The following is a 15,091-nucleotide window of genomic DNA, read 5'->3' on the forward strand; positions in this document are numbered from 1 at the left end:
GCTATGGACATACAACAATGAGAGGCCCAACATGGCCATCGGCGGCATTACGCCCGCGATGAAATTAAAAACAGCCGCCTGAGGTCCAGTTGCGAAACCCACTAAAAATGGGATGATTACCCTATGATGATATCGTTGCCCACTGCTGCGATGCTTGGCGAAAGCTCGAAAGCCAGCCATGGCGCATCATGACCATCGGACGCAGAGAATGGGCCAATGGGTTCTGATCAATGAGGACGCGTATTAAACTGCACACCATCAATCCTAATCTGCTTTCAGGAGGCGCGCACTTCTGTCTTTTGGTCAGTCTTGCTAAAGACGGTTTTTGCCTTAGGGTAACATGAGCAGCCTGTGGCCCGGCAAGACATCGGAATATCGAGAAGGTGTCACTTCGCGAAATGATTTAACTCGTCAGTTCGCTCATTGCGATACCACTCGAAGGTTATCTTTCCATTGTGAACGTGAGGTTCGCTTTACCGTAAATTGACAAAAAGCTTACATTACCCCGTTCACTCCGATAAAGCTCCGCCTCGTCATAGCTAACGCCGAAGGTATCGTTGCTGGATCTTACGTAGCAATGATTAAACACGATTACGAAGCTCTCGTTTGCTGCTTCAGCATATCGTGCCTTCAGTGTATGAATGATCCCAGCCCGTGAAAACAGCTCGAACCTACCCATGAGAACACCCGCTGCGATAGGGTCCAAGTAAAGTGGAAGAGCGAATTTTGTGTATATCTTACCAGGCAAAGATGCGGGTGCTTTAGACGTGATCACATTGAACTTTGGTATTTTGTAGCCGAGGGACGCAGCGAGATATTCGCCGAATATCTTCCTGTAGTGCGGCTCTGTAGGTCGACCTTCATTAACTCCAAATCTTAAATAGTGATAGAGCGGGTTGAGTTTGGCGGCACCCACGTCAGGAAATGTATCTAAATACCAGTTGGTGGAAAAATGTGGATGTGGATCAAGCCCTTCACGGGCGCCTATTCTAAGATAATGACTTAGTGGGTTATGGATTTCTGATCCTACCTGAGAGACGTAAAAGCTCGGAGAAAAAAACGCATTAGGCGCCCTGTTCTCCCTTACACCAAACCGCAGAAAGTGAGTGTAGAGATCCATTCCTGAAGATCTTACATCTGGATAGTTTGAAGCGTAGTAATGAGCATCGAAGAGGTCGCGGCCACGATCAAATAGCCTCGATAGTCCGAAACCGTTCTGTAATTTCGTTCCCCAAGATGTACTCATACCCAGGTATCCTCTTCGCAGATTTGCCTGATGGTTTGTCTAAATGTGATTTCGCTGCATTCCTCCTCGATTTTTTCCAGCCCACGAGCCCTAATATCTTGCCACAAGACACTATTTTCGTGCAGAGCAATAACTGCTTGCGAGAAGCCACTTGGATCAGTCCATGGTGCGGTGGTACACCCCTCGCCCTCTTCCCAATCAAGCTGGGAGAGAAGCAATGGAGAGACAACCATCGGCACTCCATGCGACACGCAGTTATGAACTTTCTGAGGAATACCGGCAGCGAATCTTGTCGGAGCGATCGAAAGGCGCACCGCGTTGAAAATCAAGCTGGGATTATCAACCCGACCATAGATACGAACACCAGGGATATCAAATCTGGCTCTTATTTCTTCTGAGATTTCGCCCACCAAATGAAGTTCAACCTCCGGAGAGAGGGCGTTTCGTACGTCTTTCCAGCACTCGTTCAAGAACCAATCGACCGAGTCGACGTTTGGGCTACCGTCAACCGTCAGCGGGCCAATGAACAATATACCCTTTCGTTCGGAAAAAGACGCCGAGCCTGCGTTGAGAGGCAGCGTGTGGCCGAGTATGCGTGTGTTCACAACACCACCCAGATCTTTCAGTAACCTCTCTTCACTTCTGGAGACACAGACAACTGCATCAGCCATGCTTGAGAAGCGAACCTCGTTTTTCACCGCCTCAACCAACCTAGAGTTGTCTATTGACGCGCCGTTTTTGAATGCCAGGACCGCATCTCGTACTGAAAAAAGGGCCTCTGTATCGAATATAACCCGCCGCTTCACCCAGTCCTTGACGCTGATGCCTGCTCCTTTAAAACATCTGACAATTAAGTCGACATTATGCGGGCGACTAATCCATAATAGATCATAATAACCTCTCCGCTCAACTATGATCCTTTCGATTTGATCGACGCCGGCGGCATCTAGAACCTCCACGCGCTGATCGATGTCGCGATATGTTTGGATAGGATCGGGGTCGCTGTGGTATAGTGGAAGTACTGTTACGAAGTATCCAAGCGAAACCATCTGTTGAATTATGGTGTTTGCCCTCGGTAGACCTGCACCTTTATCAATATGTGGGGTTTGGTCGTCGACGTATAGCACCCGAAAACGGTTCCGGTCAGGTTCACGCAACATGAAGCCATCTGGGTGAACCCCTGAACCAAACAGCCAGTTTCGATGTCGATCTAATAGTTTTGTTCGGTGCTGATTTAGCAGACGTTCAACGTCTTCTCTATTTGGCGACGTTGCATTCTCATAATGCAGCGCCACAGCTCGCGGCTGATAAACAACTTTTTTCCCGATTTGTGCTGCACGTAGGCACAAATCAGTATCTTCAAAGTAAGCGGGCGCAAATATATCGTCGAAACCACCGAGCGCTTCGAAAAGCCTGCTCTCAATCATTAGAACGGCCCCTGAAACGTAACTAGTTTCGCGTGCGAAAAGCGCTTCGGGAATGCTCGCGTCTTCGACTCCACGCAGATAGGGATGGGTAAGTTGACGGTCGTCAATAAATGATGCCCCGGCCTCCTGCAAAATTCCTCCGGGGAATACAAGCCTTGCGCCAACTATGCCGGTGTTATCGAACAAGCCAAAAGCGGCGACCATAGCGTCGAGGCAACCCGGTAGCAAATCAACATCCGGGTTTAACATCAAAAGGTACCTGCCTCGCGAGGCGGATACTCCTCTGTTACACGCAGGTCCGAATCCTTCATTTTTGTCGTTTAGAATAATCTTGGCATTATCAACGAGATCGAGAATTTCTCGCGTAGGCTTCTCGGAAGCGTTGTCGACAATGATCACCTCGAATGTGGCTTGGCTACTAACAACGTGAGCAGCCAAATTCCATAATGTCATCGCCAGCAGAGTGGGAGCGTTGTATGACACAATGACAACGCTAATTATCGGATCATCTTCACGTTTAAATCTAATTCTTAACTTGTTGAGGCCAATTGTCTGAACAAGCAGCTTTGCCGTCATAAGGGCTGACTGTCGTCCGACACCGGCGTCCACAGAGCCTTTTGAGTTGATGATGTTAGACATGACGGGCTCCGTCTGCGGTTGAATTAATCACTCACGATCCATTTGTGGACAACGAAAATTTTGTAGCTCACGCAAATATCTGACCGCAGACTCCGTCGGAAGCCAAAAGAAGTTTCTCCACTTTATTAGCTTCGATCGGTCGTGTGAGCTTTCCGCGCAATAAAACCGGAAGGAGTGTAGCACAACCGCACCTCTCGGTGATCTCACATTGCGCATGCATGGGATAGGACAGTAAACTAAAGCTGAGTTCATGCAGGCGCGCGCCACAGGACCCATCATCCAGCATCAAGTACACCTGCTGAGGTGATCGACGCCGATAAAGAAAAGATGGGCCTACGAACGACGCGGAAAAATTATCCTCTTCGGTGAGGACAGTATGAATTTTGGTATGCCAGTCGGGCACCGCGAAGGATAATTCTTGCGCGGCCGACATAGCCAGAAGTTCCTGCTCTTCATTGCTGGGTTCATTGAACATCAGAGAACCTAAGCTGATCCGACTACCAGACAATAACCCGTTCTCTTTAGCTATGAGAGCATTTCCAGACTTTCCTCTGCTGACCCACCACGTCCTCCTGACGGGAGCTGCAGCCGACTCCCAGCTTAGACTTTTTGAGCTCAGGCCCAGAAATTCCGTTCCAAATATCTCAGCGTCTCCGACTTGCTTCGGCTTATCGCCCGAAGCGGCCTCTCCTTCAATAACAAGGTAGTCAGATCTCAGGACTGAATTATACTTTAGCTCTGGGTTCTCGACTTCTGTTATTTCGGAACCTGTCGTGCAATGCTGTGTTAGTATCGACGCTAGTTGCGCAGATGATGAAGATGCTCGCTGGTGATAACTTAGAAAGATTTGTTCAGACTCACTCGTTAGCTTGGCTAGTCCACTAGGAGACGAAGAAAGAACTAGCACTCGCTCAACAATTTCATCTATCGATTTTAAACGATGATCGCCCGACACAGGATTGAAACCTTCGAAACCTATTGCGGTTCCAAGAACCGGCTTTCCAAATGCCAACGCCTCAATAACTTTTAATTTTAGCCCCGTCCCCATAAGCATTGGGGCAACGATAATGTCGACATTTGCATAGAACTCCTCAAGCGAGTCAACATATCCTAGTATATCGATACCCGGTCCAAGATCTTTAGGAAGGCTATTGCAGATCTCCCCTGCCACCCTGAGAGTCGGCATCCCTGGCTCCCATTGCGCTTTCCACGCATAAGCCATCTTGCTAATAGACAGTAAATTTGCATCGTTCCCGTGGCCTAGAAACCCGAACGATCTTAGCGACTTCGGAGGTGCAAAAGATTTGATCGATTTTATATCGGGCATGAGAAGAGCAACCTCTCGTTCTAGAAGGTCGCTGAAGTACAACTGCTCTTCTGGCTGAATGGCAACAATCACCTTAGCCCTATTGAGACCCCTCTTTTCACTTATTTTGTCAGTGTAAAAAAAGTTTGGCTCAAGTCTAAACGGATCGTATTGTCGTCGCCTATTCGAGAAACGATCATGAGTATCGATAATCGTGAGTATATTTTCAGGAACATGTAGCAAACACTTGGACAAGAACACGTAATTTACAAAGATAGCGCTGGTGCTGGTGTGTGTCTTGAAATACCATTTTATAAATTCGCTAAGCTCCTCAGGGTACCAGTCGTCTAGCTGAAAATGGTGCCCCCCCGCTTTGAGGCGGATGGGTTTTACAAGCTCAACCATCCACACCTTTCGAAAATAGGCCATCATCGCTTGCATGTCTGTCGGCGGATTCTGACCAAACCTTCTGTAGATTTGATCTTCGTGAGCCAAGTACACGAAATCGACCTCAAAGCCTTGAGCCTTCAAGAATTCGCAGCTCGCAAGAAGCCTTCTACGATTTCCAGCGCCGTTTGGAAAAAGCGGCATCGGCGCAACAACGAGTATTACTGGCTTTTTCATTCTCACGCTGACCTTGTTTCAGCAAATCCATATTGACCGTCACCTAACAATAGTAGGCCGGCAAGAGACAAGTCTTTCTCAAATCGCAGATGTGTACGCGCAACGCCAATGGTCTCTAAAGTTGACTCGATCACGCGTGTTATTCGCCACTTGCTGTGATCAAGAAATGCAGCAAACTCAATTCGATGCACACCATCTATCTCAATCTGATTTCCGGCCACAAGGGACGCGCTCAATAATGGAAATCCCGCACGCTCATTACTGATGTTCTCGGCTAAAGCTTCCAAAAGAACATCCATTTGACCAATTGACATGTTGGCCAGTGAGCGGAGGACAATTTTGCACGAAAAAATCTTAAAGATGTCCGGACATCTTGCAAATTCGTGAATTTGATTAACTTCTACGTTGGTCACCCCAAATTGTGTAAAAATCTTAAAATCTCTGCGGATTGCGTAATCATCGAGTGACGGGTCGTAATTCAGAGCAAGCAGCAAAATATATGTTGGTAGGCCCGAGCTCGTATGATCGATGATCTCCCAGCCGATCAACTTACAGACGTTGGTATCAGCCGACAACGGAAATTGTAAATCAAGAGTTGGTTCATAGATTAGAACCAGAAAATTTCTAGCGATCACATACGCCTGTCCCGTTACGCTCTTCAAGTTCGACTCCTGTGAATTCTGCGAGTCACGCGGTATAAGTGCAATGTCAACTTATTTGCGGTAGCCAATATCCGGAGTATGGAGCGTCCGCAACTCAATTGTCGGATTTCAGCCGGTCTGAGTTGGCTGGGAGCTAGAACCTGCTACCGGAACAACCTCGAATGAGACCAAGTTTCTCGAGATACAGAGCGAGAACGATGGGACCGTTGATGCCAGGAATGTTAATGTCGCGAATAATTTCTTTTCAGGCACAGGTCGTGTGTTCAGCAGCAAGAGGATCAGACAATGCATGCCGGCACGGGCTGGCTCACATATTGGATCGTCAAAGGCGTTTATCCGACAAGGATGAGCGTCAGCCTCTTCTGGCTGTTCTCGGTGAGGTATTTTCTTATCGTCGCGGACAGAGTGGACATTGCCGCGCGCTCGCTAGTGTGGCGGCCGAATTGAAGCAGAGGGTTTTGAATGCGGGTTCTCGTCACGGGTGGAGCAGGTTTTATCGGTTCTGCCGTTGTTCGCCATCTTGTTCTGGACAAGGGCTATGACGTCCTCAATGTCGACAAGCTGACCTATGCGGGGACAGAGACATCGCTCACCGCCGTCAAGGATCGGCCTGGCTATCGCTTTCTGAAGGCCGACTGCGATCAGGCGGCCGTCTCTTCGGCGCTTTCGTCCTTCCGTCCCGATCGCATCATGCATCTGGCGGCAGAAAGCCATGTCGATCGCTCTATCACCGGCGCCCGGGACTTCATCGAGACCAACGTCATCGGCACCTTCAACATGCTGGAATGCGCCCGTCACTACTGGATGACGCTGCAGCCTGCCGAGAAATAGGCCTTCCGTTTCCTGCATGTGTCGACAGATGAGGTCTACGGCTCGCTTGGCGAAGACGGTCTCTTTACCGAGGAAACGCCCTACGATCCGAGCTCTCCCTACTCGGCCTCGAAGGCATCCTCCGATCATCTGGCCAAAGCCTGGACGCGGACATATGGCCTGCCGGTCGTCGTGTCGAACTGCTNCGAGCTCTCCCTACTCGGCCTCGAAGGCATCCTCCGATCATCTGGCCAAAGCCTGGACGCGGACATATGGCCTGCCGGTCGTCGTGTCGAACTGCTCGAACAATTACGGGCCCTATCACTTCCCCGAGAAGCTGATCCCGCTGATGATCCTCAATGCGCTGGAGGGCAAGCCGCTGCCGGTTTACGGAAATGGCGCCAATATCCGCGACTGGCTTTATGTCGAAGATCATGCGCGCGCACTTGACCTGATTGCCGAGCGCGGCCGCATCGGCGAGACCTACAATGTCGGCGGACGCAACGAGCGGCGCAATATCGACGTCGTCACACGCATCTGCGAACTGATGGATGCGATCCGTCCGCAGGCAGACAGCCACAAGCGTCTCATCACCTATGTGGATGATCGTCCAGGCCATGACGCCCGCTATGCGATCGATGCCGACAAGCTGGAGAACGAGCTCGGCTGGCGCGCGCAGGAGAACTTCGACAGCGGCATCGAAAAGACCGTCCGTTGGTATCTGGAAAATCAGTGGTGGTGGGAACCACTGCGCAAGGGATATGCCGGCGATCGCCTCGGGCTTCTCAATGAGAAGCACTGAGATACGCGAGATCAACGGCATGAGTTTAAAGGTAGATCGATCATGAAGGGCATTATTCTTGCTGGCGGTAGCGGCACGCGACTTCATCCGATGACGAGGGTTATCTCGAAGCAGTTGATGCCGGTCTATGACAAGCCCATGATCTATTATCCGCTGTCGACGCTGATGCTCGCAGGCATCCGCGAGATCCTGATTATCTCGACACCGCTCGACATGCCGCTCTTCGAGCGCCTCCTTGGCGATGGATCGCAGTGGGGCGTCAAGCTCAGCTATGCCGTCCAGCCGCATCCCGGCGGTCTTGCCCAGGCCTATATTATCGGCGCCGACTTCATCGGCGACAGCCCGTCCTGCCTCATCCTTGGCGACAACATCTTCTACGGCCATGGGGTGACCGATACCTTCCGCCGCGCCATCGACAACCTGCAAGGCGCAACCGTCTTTGCCTATCGGGTTGCCGATCCGGAACGATATGGTGTCGTCGAGTTCGACGAGACGCGCAAAGCCATCTCCATTGAGGAAAAACCCGAAAAGCCGAAATCGAGCTATGCCGTGACTGGCCTTTACTTTTACGACAAGGATGTCGTCGAGATTGCTGCCAATCTGAAGCCATCGCCGCGCGGCGAGCTTGAGATCACCGACGTCAACAAGGAGTATCTGAAGCGCGGCCGGATGAATGTCGAGACGCTCGGACGCGGTTTTGCATGGTTTGACACCGGAACGCCCGACAGTCTCCTCAACGCGGCCGAATTCGTTGCAACGCTGGAGCGGCGTCAGGACGTCAAGATCTCTTGCCCGGAAGAGATCGCCTATCGCCAGGGCTTCATCGACCGCGCTGCCCTCACCCGCCTTGCCCAGGAATATGGCAAGAGCGCCTACGGGGCATATCTGCGGGAAATCGTCTTAAATATTGCAGACCGATGAAAGCACGAGAACCAATAAAGCACCTCTGCGCTGTGCTATTTGAGATCTACGGCATTAAAATGCATTAAACGTCTCAAAAGAGCTAAAGGTACGCATTCAATATTGAAAGTTGAAGGGGTTCAGAATAAGCCGTTCGCAAATTTCAGAATTCAACTTTGGAGCAACAAATGATAGGCAAAATCATTCCAGTTATAATTGCTGGAGGAAAGGGGACACGCCTATGGCCGTTGTCACGCGCCTCCGCACCGAAGCAGTTCATCCAGTTCGCCGGTAACCGTACATTATTCCAAGCGACATTATCACGAGTATCCGATACCGATGTTTATGAAGCGCCGATCGTCATAACCAACGAAGAATTCCGCTTTCTCGTCGCTGAGCAAGCTAGGGAGCTCGATATCGCTCTTTCCGGCGTCATTCTTGAACCAGTAGCACGCAATACAGCCCCGGCCGTAGCCGCAGCCACAATTTATGCCGCTTCGCGGTTTGGCACAGATGCAATTGTTCAGGTTTTGGCCGCCGATCACGAAATAACTGACATAGACGAATATTTTTCGGCAATCAAAACGGCACGCGCGGCTGCGGGGGCTGGAAAGATTGTAACCTTTGGCATCACGCCTACTGAACCAGCAACTGGCTACGGCTATATTGAAGTTGGAAAGGCTTTGCCGACAGGAGTTTCACTTGTTAAGCGGTTCGTTGAAAAGCCGGACCGGGCAAATGCAGAGAAGATGGTAAGTTCTGGCAATTTTCTGTGGAACTCCGGCATTTTCATGTTCCGCGTGGAGCAGATACTTTCCGAACTTTCCCAGCTAGCGCCCGAAGTGGAAGAGGCCGCAAGAGCTGCAATCAATGACGGAAAGCAGGACTTAGATTTCTTCCGCTTGGACGAAACGGCTTTCTCCAGGTCTCCCGATATTTCAATGGATTACGCGGTCATGGAAAAAACCGGCAACGCCGCGGTTGTGACGGCTTCCTTTGCTTGGTCTGATCTCGGAAGCTGGGACGCCATGTGGAAGCTCGGCGCGAAGGATGAAAGTGGAAACGTCGCCTCCGGTAATGCCACTTTGTTGAATACGAAAAATTCGTTTGCAATGTCTCGCCACAGTCATGTCGCGGTCCAGGGCCTGGATGGAGTTGCAGTCATCGCATCTGAGGACGCGGTTTACGTTGGACGCCTTGAGGACAGTCAAAATGTCGGCCAAATCGTCAAACACTTGTCTTCCTTTAAAAAAACCGCGGCGCTAACGGAAACGCATCCGACGTCATATCGTCCGTGGGGCGGCTATACCTCGATCTTCAACGGAGACCGTTTCCAGGTAAAACGATTGTTTGTCACGCCTGGCAAGAAACTGTCACTACAGAAGCACCACCACCGGTCTGAACATTGGATTTGTGTCAGAGGCACTGCTGAGGTGACGATTGGCGAAACTACGCAGACTGTTCGCGAGAACGAGTCCGTGTACATTCCGCAGGGAGAGGTACATCGCTTGGCAAATCCGGGAAAAATTCTCTTAGAAATGATTGAAGTTCAGACTGGGTCTTATCTTGGAGAGGATGACATCATCCGGATCGTCGATGAGTTTGGTCGGAATTAGATAATTGCTGTTTCAGAGCAACGACCTGGCTTATCTGGTCGTTGCTCACTTTGCTCTATTGTCGGTAGATTTTACCTCTCGCGATCTTAAGGCTTTTCAGGCGTAGCCGTTCCAAAGTCTTGAAGATGTTGAACCACGGCTTCTGGTTTTAGCTTCAACGAACCGATAACGCTCAGACTTGCGGTTTTGATGACATCTACTAGATGTTCTTTTTGTTTTAGTTCCCAACAAATGAATCAGAAGGATGAACTCTTCGGAGATAGCGCTGCCTTATGCTCCAATAGCTGCAAGGTAAGCGGTTAGCCGCCAACGTCCGGCTTGAAGTTCCACGGCATGAGAGCTTCGATATCTTGGGCGGGCCATCGGTTCGCCATGCGAACCAACGTCTGTGTGAGCCAGGCAAGTGGGTCGACGTCGTTCATCTTTGCTGTTTGCAACAGGGTCGCGATCGTTGCCCATGTATTGCCGCCGCCTTGGCTTCCGGCGAATAGACTGTTCTTTCTCATAATTGTTTGGGGCCGGATTGCCCGCTCGACGATGTTGGAGTCAATCTCGATGCGGCCGTCGGTGAGAAAGCGCTCCAGAGACTCTCGGCGGGTCATTGCGTAGCGGATCGCTTCCGCAGTCTTGGACTTCCCGGAGACCTTCGCCAGCTCTTTTTCCCAGATTTCAAAAAGCCTGGCGACAATGGCCGCAGACCTCTCCTGTCGTAGGAGAGCACGGGTGTTGGCATCCTTGCCGCGGATCTCGTCTTCAACCCTCCAAAGCTCCGCCATCGCTGTCACTGACGCCGTGGCAGCCTGATTGATGCCGCCGACATGGAGTTCGTAAAATTTGCGCCTGACATGCGACCAGCACCCGGCCAGAGTGATGGTCTCATTGCTACCGGCCTTAACCTGCTCCTTGACCATGCTCGTATAGGCGCCGTGTCCATCAACCTGGAGGATGCCGGTGAAGCCGCTCAGATGCCGCGCAACACAGCGCGCACCCCGGCTGTCTTCGAACCGATAGGCGACCATTGGCGGTCCTGATCCACCGAACGGCCGATCATCACGCGCGTAGGCCCATAACCACGCCGTCATTGTCTTTCCCGAACCAGGCACCAGGGTTGGCAATGTCGTTTCGTCGGCAAAGACCCTTTCACCCGCCTTGATCTTTTCCAGGATGTAATCCGCCAGGATCTTGAGCTCGAAGCCGAGGTGGCCCATCCATTGGGCCATCAACGAGCGGCTCAGCGCCACGCTATCACGCAGGTAGATCGCCTGCTGACGGTAGAGCGGAAGGGGTAATCCCCCCGTTTTTAACGGGGCTCTGCAGTAGAATTCACGCGGCCATTTTCAGTTTCTGTGCGGGTGTGATGCCGCCGATGCCCATATTGGGCCGTTCGTTGTTGTAGGTCCATAGCCACTGTGTGGCGAATTCCTGTGCCTCCTCGATGCTTTCGATGATGTTCTGGTCGAGCCATTCATGCCGGACGGTGCGGTTGTAGCGCTCGACATAGGCATTCTGCTGCGGCTTACCCGGTTGGATGTGGTTCAAGGCGATCCCCTGTTTCTCGGCCCACTCCATGAGCTTGCCGCTGACATATTCTGGCCCGTTGTCGACACGAATGGTGCACGGCTTGCCACGCCACTCGATGATTTGGTTCAGACTACGAACAACGCGTTCGGCAGACAGCGAAAAGTCTACCTCGATGCCCAGCCCCTCGCGGTTGAAGTCGTCCAAGACATTCAACAGTCGGAATTGCCGACCATCCTCCAAACGATCCGCCATGAAATCCATGGACCAGACCAGGTTCGGCGCATCCGGCACGGTCAGGGCATCTGGTTTGTCCCGCTTCAAACGCTTGCGTGGCTTGATCCTGAGGTTCAACTCCAGCTCACGGTAGATGCGATAGACGCGTTTATCGTCTAATCGTTCAAGGTCTTTTCCAGGTCTTCTTTGTCGCTGTTAAGCCAAGGCGTTGTCGTCTTCGAGGTCAGCTGTTCATAACTGCCTCACAATGGCGCCATGCTTTAAAGTCTCTCGATGTGATTCACGCTGTCAGCGCTTGTCATGATGCGTGCAGCAAAGCGAGTCTCGAGATGACTTTGGCCAGACCTGGAACGTGCCTGGCATTCTTTGTTTATGCTTGCCAGGTTATCCGGCGAAACTGCGGTTCTCGAACATGGTGTTGGTCTTCCACATCGTGAGAAGCGTCACTGCCAACTTGCGGGCCAGTGCAACGCGCGCCTTCCAGCTTCCGCATCGAGCACTCAGGCGTAAGCCCCATTGCTTCAATGCTATCGCCGGAGATGCACGATACAGGATCACCGTGGCCGCCTCGAAAAGAAGTTTCCTTGTTAAACGGTCTCCCGTCTTCGAAATACGGCCGCCAATGTCAACTTCGCCAGATTGATATCGCTTCGGTGTCAGCCCAAGATATGCGCCGACGTCATCGGCAGCCCGAAACCGCGTCGGATCATCGACGGCAGTTACGAATGCGATCGCTGCAAGGCTGCCTACCCCAGGTGCGCTTGAGACCAGCCGACAAGTCTGGTCTTCCCGTGCGAAGCGAGCAAGCTGTCGGTCAAAAGCTCTGCGCTGATCCTTAAGACCGGATAGCACCAACAACAGCCTCTCGAACAGTTCGCGCAAGATAACATCGTCTGGCAGGGCTCGACGAACTGACTGTTCAAACACCTGTCCCTTTCCCGCCGACAAACTCAAGCCGAAGGTCTTTGCCAGGCCTCGGATCTGATTGATCATGGTCGTGCACATCCGGACGATGCGTTCCCGCGCCGTGAGCACCGCCCGAATGCGGTATCGGTCAAACGACTTTATCGACACCGGCTCATACCAACCACTGAGCACCAAACGAGCGAGCCCATAGGCATCGTTGCGATCCGTTTTATTGGCTTGCAACTTCAATGCCGCCGCAGCCCGCCGCGCGTGGATGCAATCGACTTGGACGCCGCACTCCCGCAGAGCATGCCACAGCCATACAGCCTGGGGACCAGTCTCCATACCCACCCGGACCAGATCTGGCGCTTTCTCACCGATGATCGCTGCGATCTTGTCAGGACAACTGCGCACAGTGCCCTCCCAAATCTTCTTGCCAGCCTCGTCAACAACACAGACAGCCGTTTCCTTCATCGACACGTCGAGTCCCACAAAATGCTTCATCTTCTCCTCCTTGCTGATGAAAGCAGCAATTTAGCACGAGGGCTGCCTCTCTGATTACGCCATGTGGTTCCAGCGATGCCCCCGGACATTACGCAGGTAAAGGAAGCACAGGCCGAAGCCCCAGGTCTTCTTTGCCCGCGTCAGCCCGATGAGAAGATCAGCGATCTGCTCGTTCTCGTCGTTCAGCTTGGCGCTGTAACGATAGCAGGTCTCGCTGACCGTGAAGGTGCGGCAGGCAAGCGCAATGCTCACCCCGCGCAATGCCACTGCTTTCCCGGCCATCTCTCGGCGTTGAGATGGCCGTGTCATTTTTTTCCCAGAGCCTCCTTCAGCAGTTCCGCCTGCATGCTCATCTCGGCATACATCTTCTTCAGCCGACGGTTCTCATCCTCCAGAGCCTTCATCTGGCTGATCATCGACGCGTCCATGCCGCCGTATTTGGATCGCCACTTGTAAAATGACGCCGTGCTCATTCCATGTTCCCGGCAAAGCTCGGGGACAGGGACGCCGCCTTCCGCCTGGCGGAGGATGGCCAATATCTGCGGCTCGCTAAATCTGCTCGTCTTCATCAAAATCTCCTCGATCATAAAGCCCGAGAAAATTCTACTTTTGAAGTCCGTTATTTTGCGGGGGGATTACCAAGGCCGTCGGCGTATTTCGATACGGCAATGTAGGCCAGCAGCCGTTCGCTCGGCAGACCAGCCTCGACGATATGGGCCGGCGCCAGAGCCTGCAGCACGCCGTCACGGCCTCTGAAGGCATATTTAGGCCTACGGGTAACGATCACCCTGAACTTCGGTGGGATGACATCGAGCCGCTCGGATCGGTCTTCGCCGATCAGAACCTTCTCTAAGCCCTGACACTCTTCAGGGATTTCAGGCTCAATGACCTCCTCGATGCGTTCGAGGTGGGCGGCAAAGCCTTTGCGTGGGCGTGCTTCCCGCTTTGGCTTGTCTTTCCGTGACTGATCGAGCTCGCTGTCGATCGCCGCCAGGCCGGTCTCGACTTCCTCGAAGGCAAAATCGATCTGATCGTCGTTGATCCCCAGCCGCAGCCGTTCCGAGCGGGTGCCTTTCTGGGCCCGCTCCAGCACTTTCACAATCGCTGTGAGGGTGGCGATCCGCTCATCCGTATCCTTCTTCAGCGCCTCAAGCCGGGCGATCTGCGCCCTCGCAGCCGCACCCTCGGCACTCATGGCGACGATCATCGCCTTGAGTGCATCCACGTCATCAGGAAGGTCCGAAGCAGAGAAAGCCATAGAGGGAAGTAGACCACAGATCGTGGACTTTTCCTAGCATTTACAGCGACATAAATCAATTTTTGAGCGGCCATTCAGCCTGTCGAGAGCGGCCTCCTGATTGTCGCTGGACGGATTTTCTTCCAATCCAAACCGGCCAAAAGCGCCATGAGCTGAGCATGGTCGAGACGAATACGCGCAGCCGCCGCTGCCGGCCAGCAGAAGCCATTCTCCTCGAGGATTTTCGAATAAAGGCAGACCCCGCTGCCATCCCACCACACGATGCGGACACGGTCCGTCCGCTTGGAGCGGAACACATAGAGGGCGCCACTGAACGGTTATGTGGCGCGCCACATAACCGTTCTTATGTGTCGGGCGAGATTATGTGGCGGATCCGTTCCTGCGCCGGGCGAGGCCCGTCTAATCTGGAATTCTCCGCCACATAATATTTCGTGCCTCTTTGGATGGGTGCGGGATCCCCCCGCGCCGCTATTCGGAGGGACAACATGCTCGAGTTCTATTTTTCGTATCGTGGGGTGCTCAAGCGCCTGCGTAGTGGTGCGCTTGGTGGCGAGATGGATCGCCTCGCGGAGCATTTTTTCGCGCTCGGTTATAAGCGAGCGTCCGCCAAGATTTACCTGAGCCGGATTGCGCGTT

8 protein-coding genes and 6 pseudogenes are annotated in these 15,091 nt (G+C 52.5%); 3 read left to right on the plus strand and 11 right to left on the minus strand.

The genetic code is table 11. The annotated features are described in order from the left end of the window. The 5 genes from VQ830_RS27920 to VQ830_RS27940 form a co-directional block, all read right to left on the minus strand. The coding region (locus tag VQ830_RS27920) for a hypothetical protein (RefSeq protein ID WP_337271419.1) at positions 1 to 180 on the minus strand (180 nt) is incomplete at its 3' end. A gap of 262 nt (positions 181 to 442) precedes the next feature. Then, positions 443 to 1,246 (minus strand): hypothetical protein, encoded by an 804-nt coding sequence (locus VQ830_RS27925; RefSeq protein WP_337271420.1) that lies wholly within the window; start codon positions 1,244 to 1,246, stop codon positions 443 to 445. Then, on the minus strand, positions 1,243 to 3,312 hold the full coding sequence (locus VQ830_RS27930) for a glycosyltransferase (protein WP_337271421.1): 2,070 nt from the start codon (positions 3,310 to 3,312) through the stop codon (positions 1,243 to 1,245). The genes VQ830_RS27925 and VQ830_RS27930 overlap by 4 nt, the downstream gene beginning before the upstream one ends. A gap of 67 nt (positions 3,313 to 3,379) precedes the next feature. Next, the gene (locus VQ830_RS27935) at positions 3,380 to 5,242 is read right to left on the minus strand and encodes a glycosyltransferase (RefSeq protein WP_337271422.1); all 1,863 of its coding nucleotides are present in this window, start codon (positions 5,240 to 5,242) and stop codon (positions 3,380 to 3,382) included. Between the two features lie 2 nt (positions 5,243 to 5,244). Beyond that, positions 5,245 to 5,904, minus strand: a complete 660-nt coding sequence (locus VQ830_RS27940; RefSeq protein WP_337271423.1) for a hypothetical protein — start codon at positions 5,902 to 5,904, stop codon at positions 5,245 to 5,247. A 462-nt stretch (positions 5,905 to 6,366) separates the two neighbouring features. On the opposite strand from VQ830_RS27940, the pseudogene VQ830_RS27945 reads away from it, so the two are divergent. The 3 genes and pseudogenes from VQ830_RS27945 (at position 6,367) to VQ830_RS27955 (ending at position 10,032) form a co-directional block, all read left to right on the plus strand. After that, a pseudogene (locus VQ830_RS27945) lies at positions 6,367 to 7,516 on the plus strand (dTDP-glucose 4,6-dehydratase). 42 nt (positions 7,517 to 7,558) lie between these two features. Next, entirely contained in the window at positions 7,559 to 8,437 is an 879-nt protein-coding gene (gene rfbA / locus VQ830_RS27950; RefSeq protein ID WP_337271424.1) for a glucose-1-phosphate thymidylyltransferase RfbA, read from the plus strand. Between the two features lie 167 nt (positions 8,438 to 8,604). Continuing rightward, the gene (locus VQ830_RS27955) at positions 8,605 to 10,032 is read left to right on the plus strand and encodes a mannose-1-phosphate guanylyltransferase/mannose-6-phosphate isomerase (protein WP_337271425.1); all 1,428 of its coding nucleotides are present in this window, start codon (positions 8,605 to 8,607) and stop codon (positions 10,030 to 10,032) included. A 299-nt stretch (positions 10,033 to 10,331) separates the two neighbouring features. Here VQ830_RS27955 and tnpC read toward each other — a convergent pair. From tnpC to tnpB, 6 genes and pseudogenes are all read right to left on the minus strand, one after another. Beyond that, a pseudogene (gene tnpC / locus VQ830_RS27960) lies at positions 10,332 to 11,315 on the minus strand (IS66 family transposase); the annotation flags it as partial. A gap of 40 nt (positions 11,316 to 11,355) precedes the next feature. After that, a pseudogene (locus VQ830_RS27965) lies at positions 11,356 to 11,937 on the minus strand (IS3 family transposase); the annotation flags it as partial. Between the two features lie 234 nt (positions 11,938 to 12,171). Further along, entirely contained in the window at positions 12,172 to 13,197 is a 1,026-nt protein-coding gene (locus tag VQ830_RS27970) for an IS110 family RNA-guided transposase (protein WP_337271426.1), read from the minus strand. Positions 13,198 to 13,260: 63 nt separating this feature from the next. Next, positions 13,261 to 13,766: pseudogene (locus tag VQ830_RS27975) on the minus strand (transposase); the annotation flags it as partial. Between the two features lie 71 nt (positions 13,767 to 13,837). Beyond that, positions 13,838 to 14,455 (minus strand): annotated as a pseudogene (locus VQ830_RS27980) (transposase domain-containing protein); the annotation flags it as partial. Positions 14,456 to 14,529: 74 nt separating this feature from the next. Then, positions 14,530 to 14,760: pseudogene (gene tnpB, locus VQ830_RS27985) on the minus strand (IS66 family insertion sequence element accessory protein TnpB); the annotation flags it as partial. Positions 14,761 to 15,091 lie beyond the last annotated feature (331 nt).

The organism is Oryzifoliimicrobium ureilyticum (genome assembly GCF_037199735.1).
Taxonomy (GTDB): Bacteria; Pseudomonadota; Alphaproteobacteria; order Rhizobiales; family Rhizobiaceae; genus Rhizobium; species Rhizobium ureilyticus.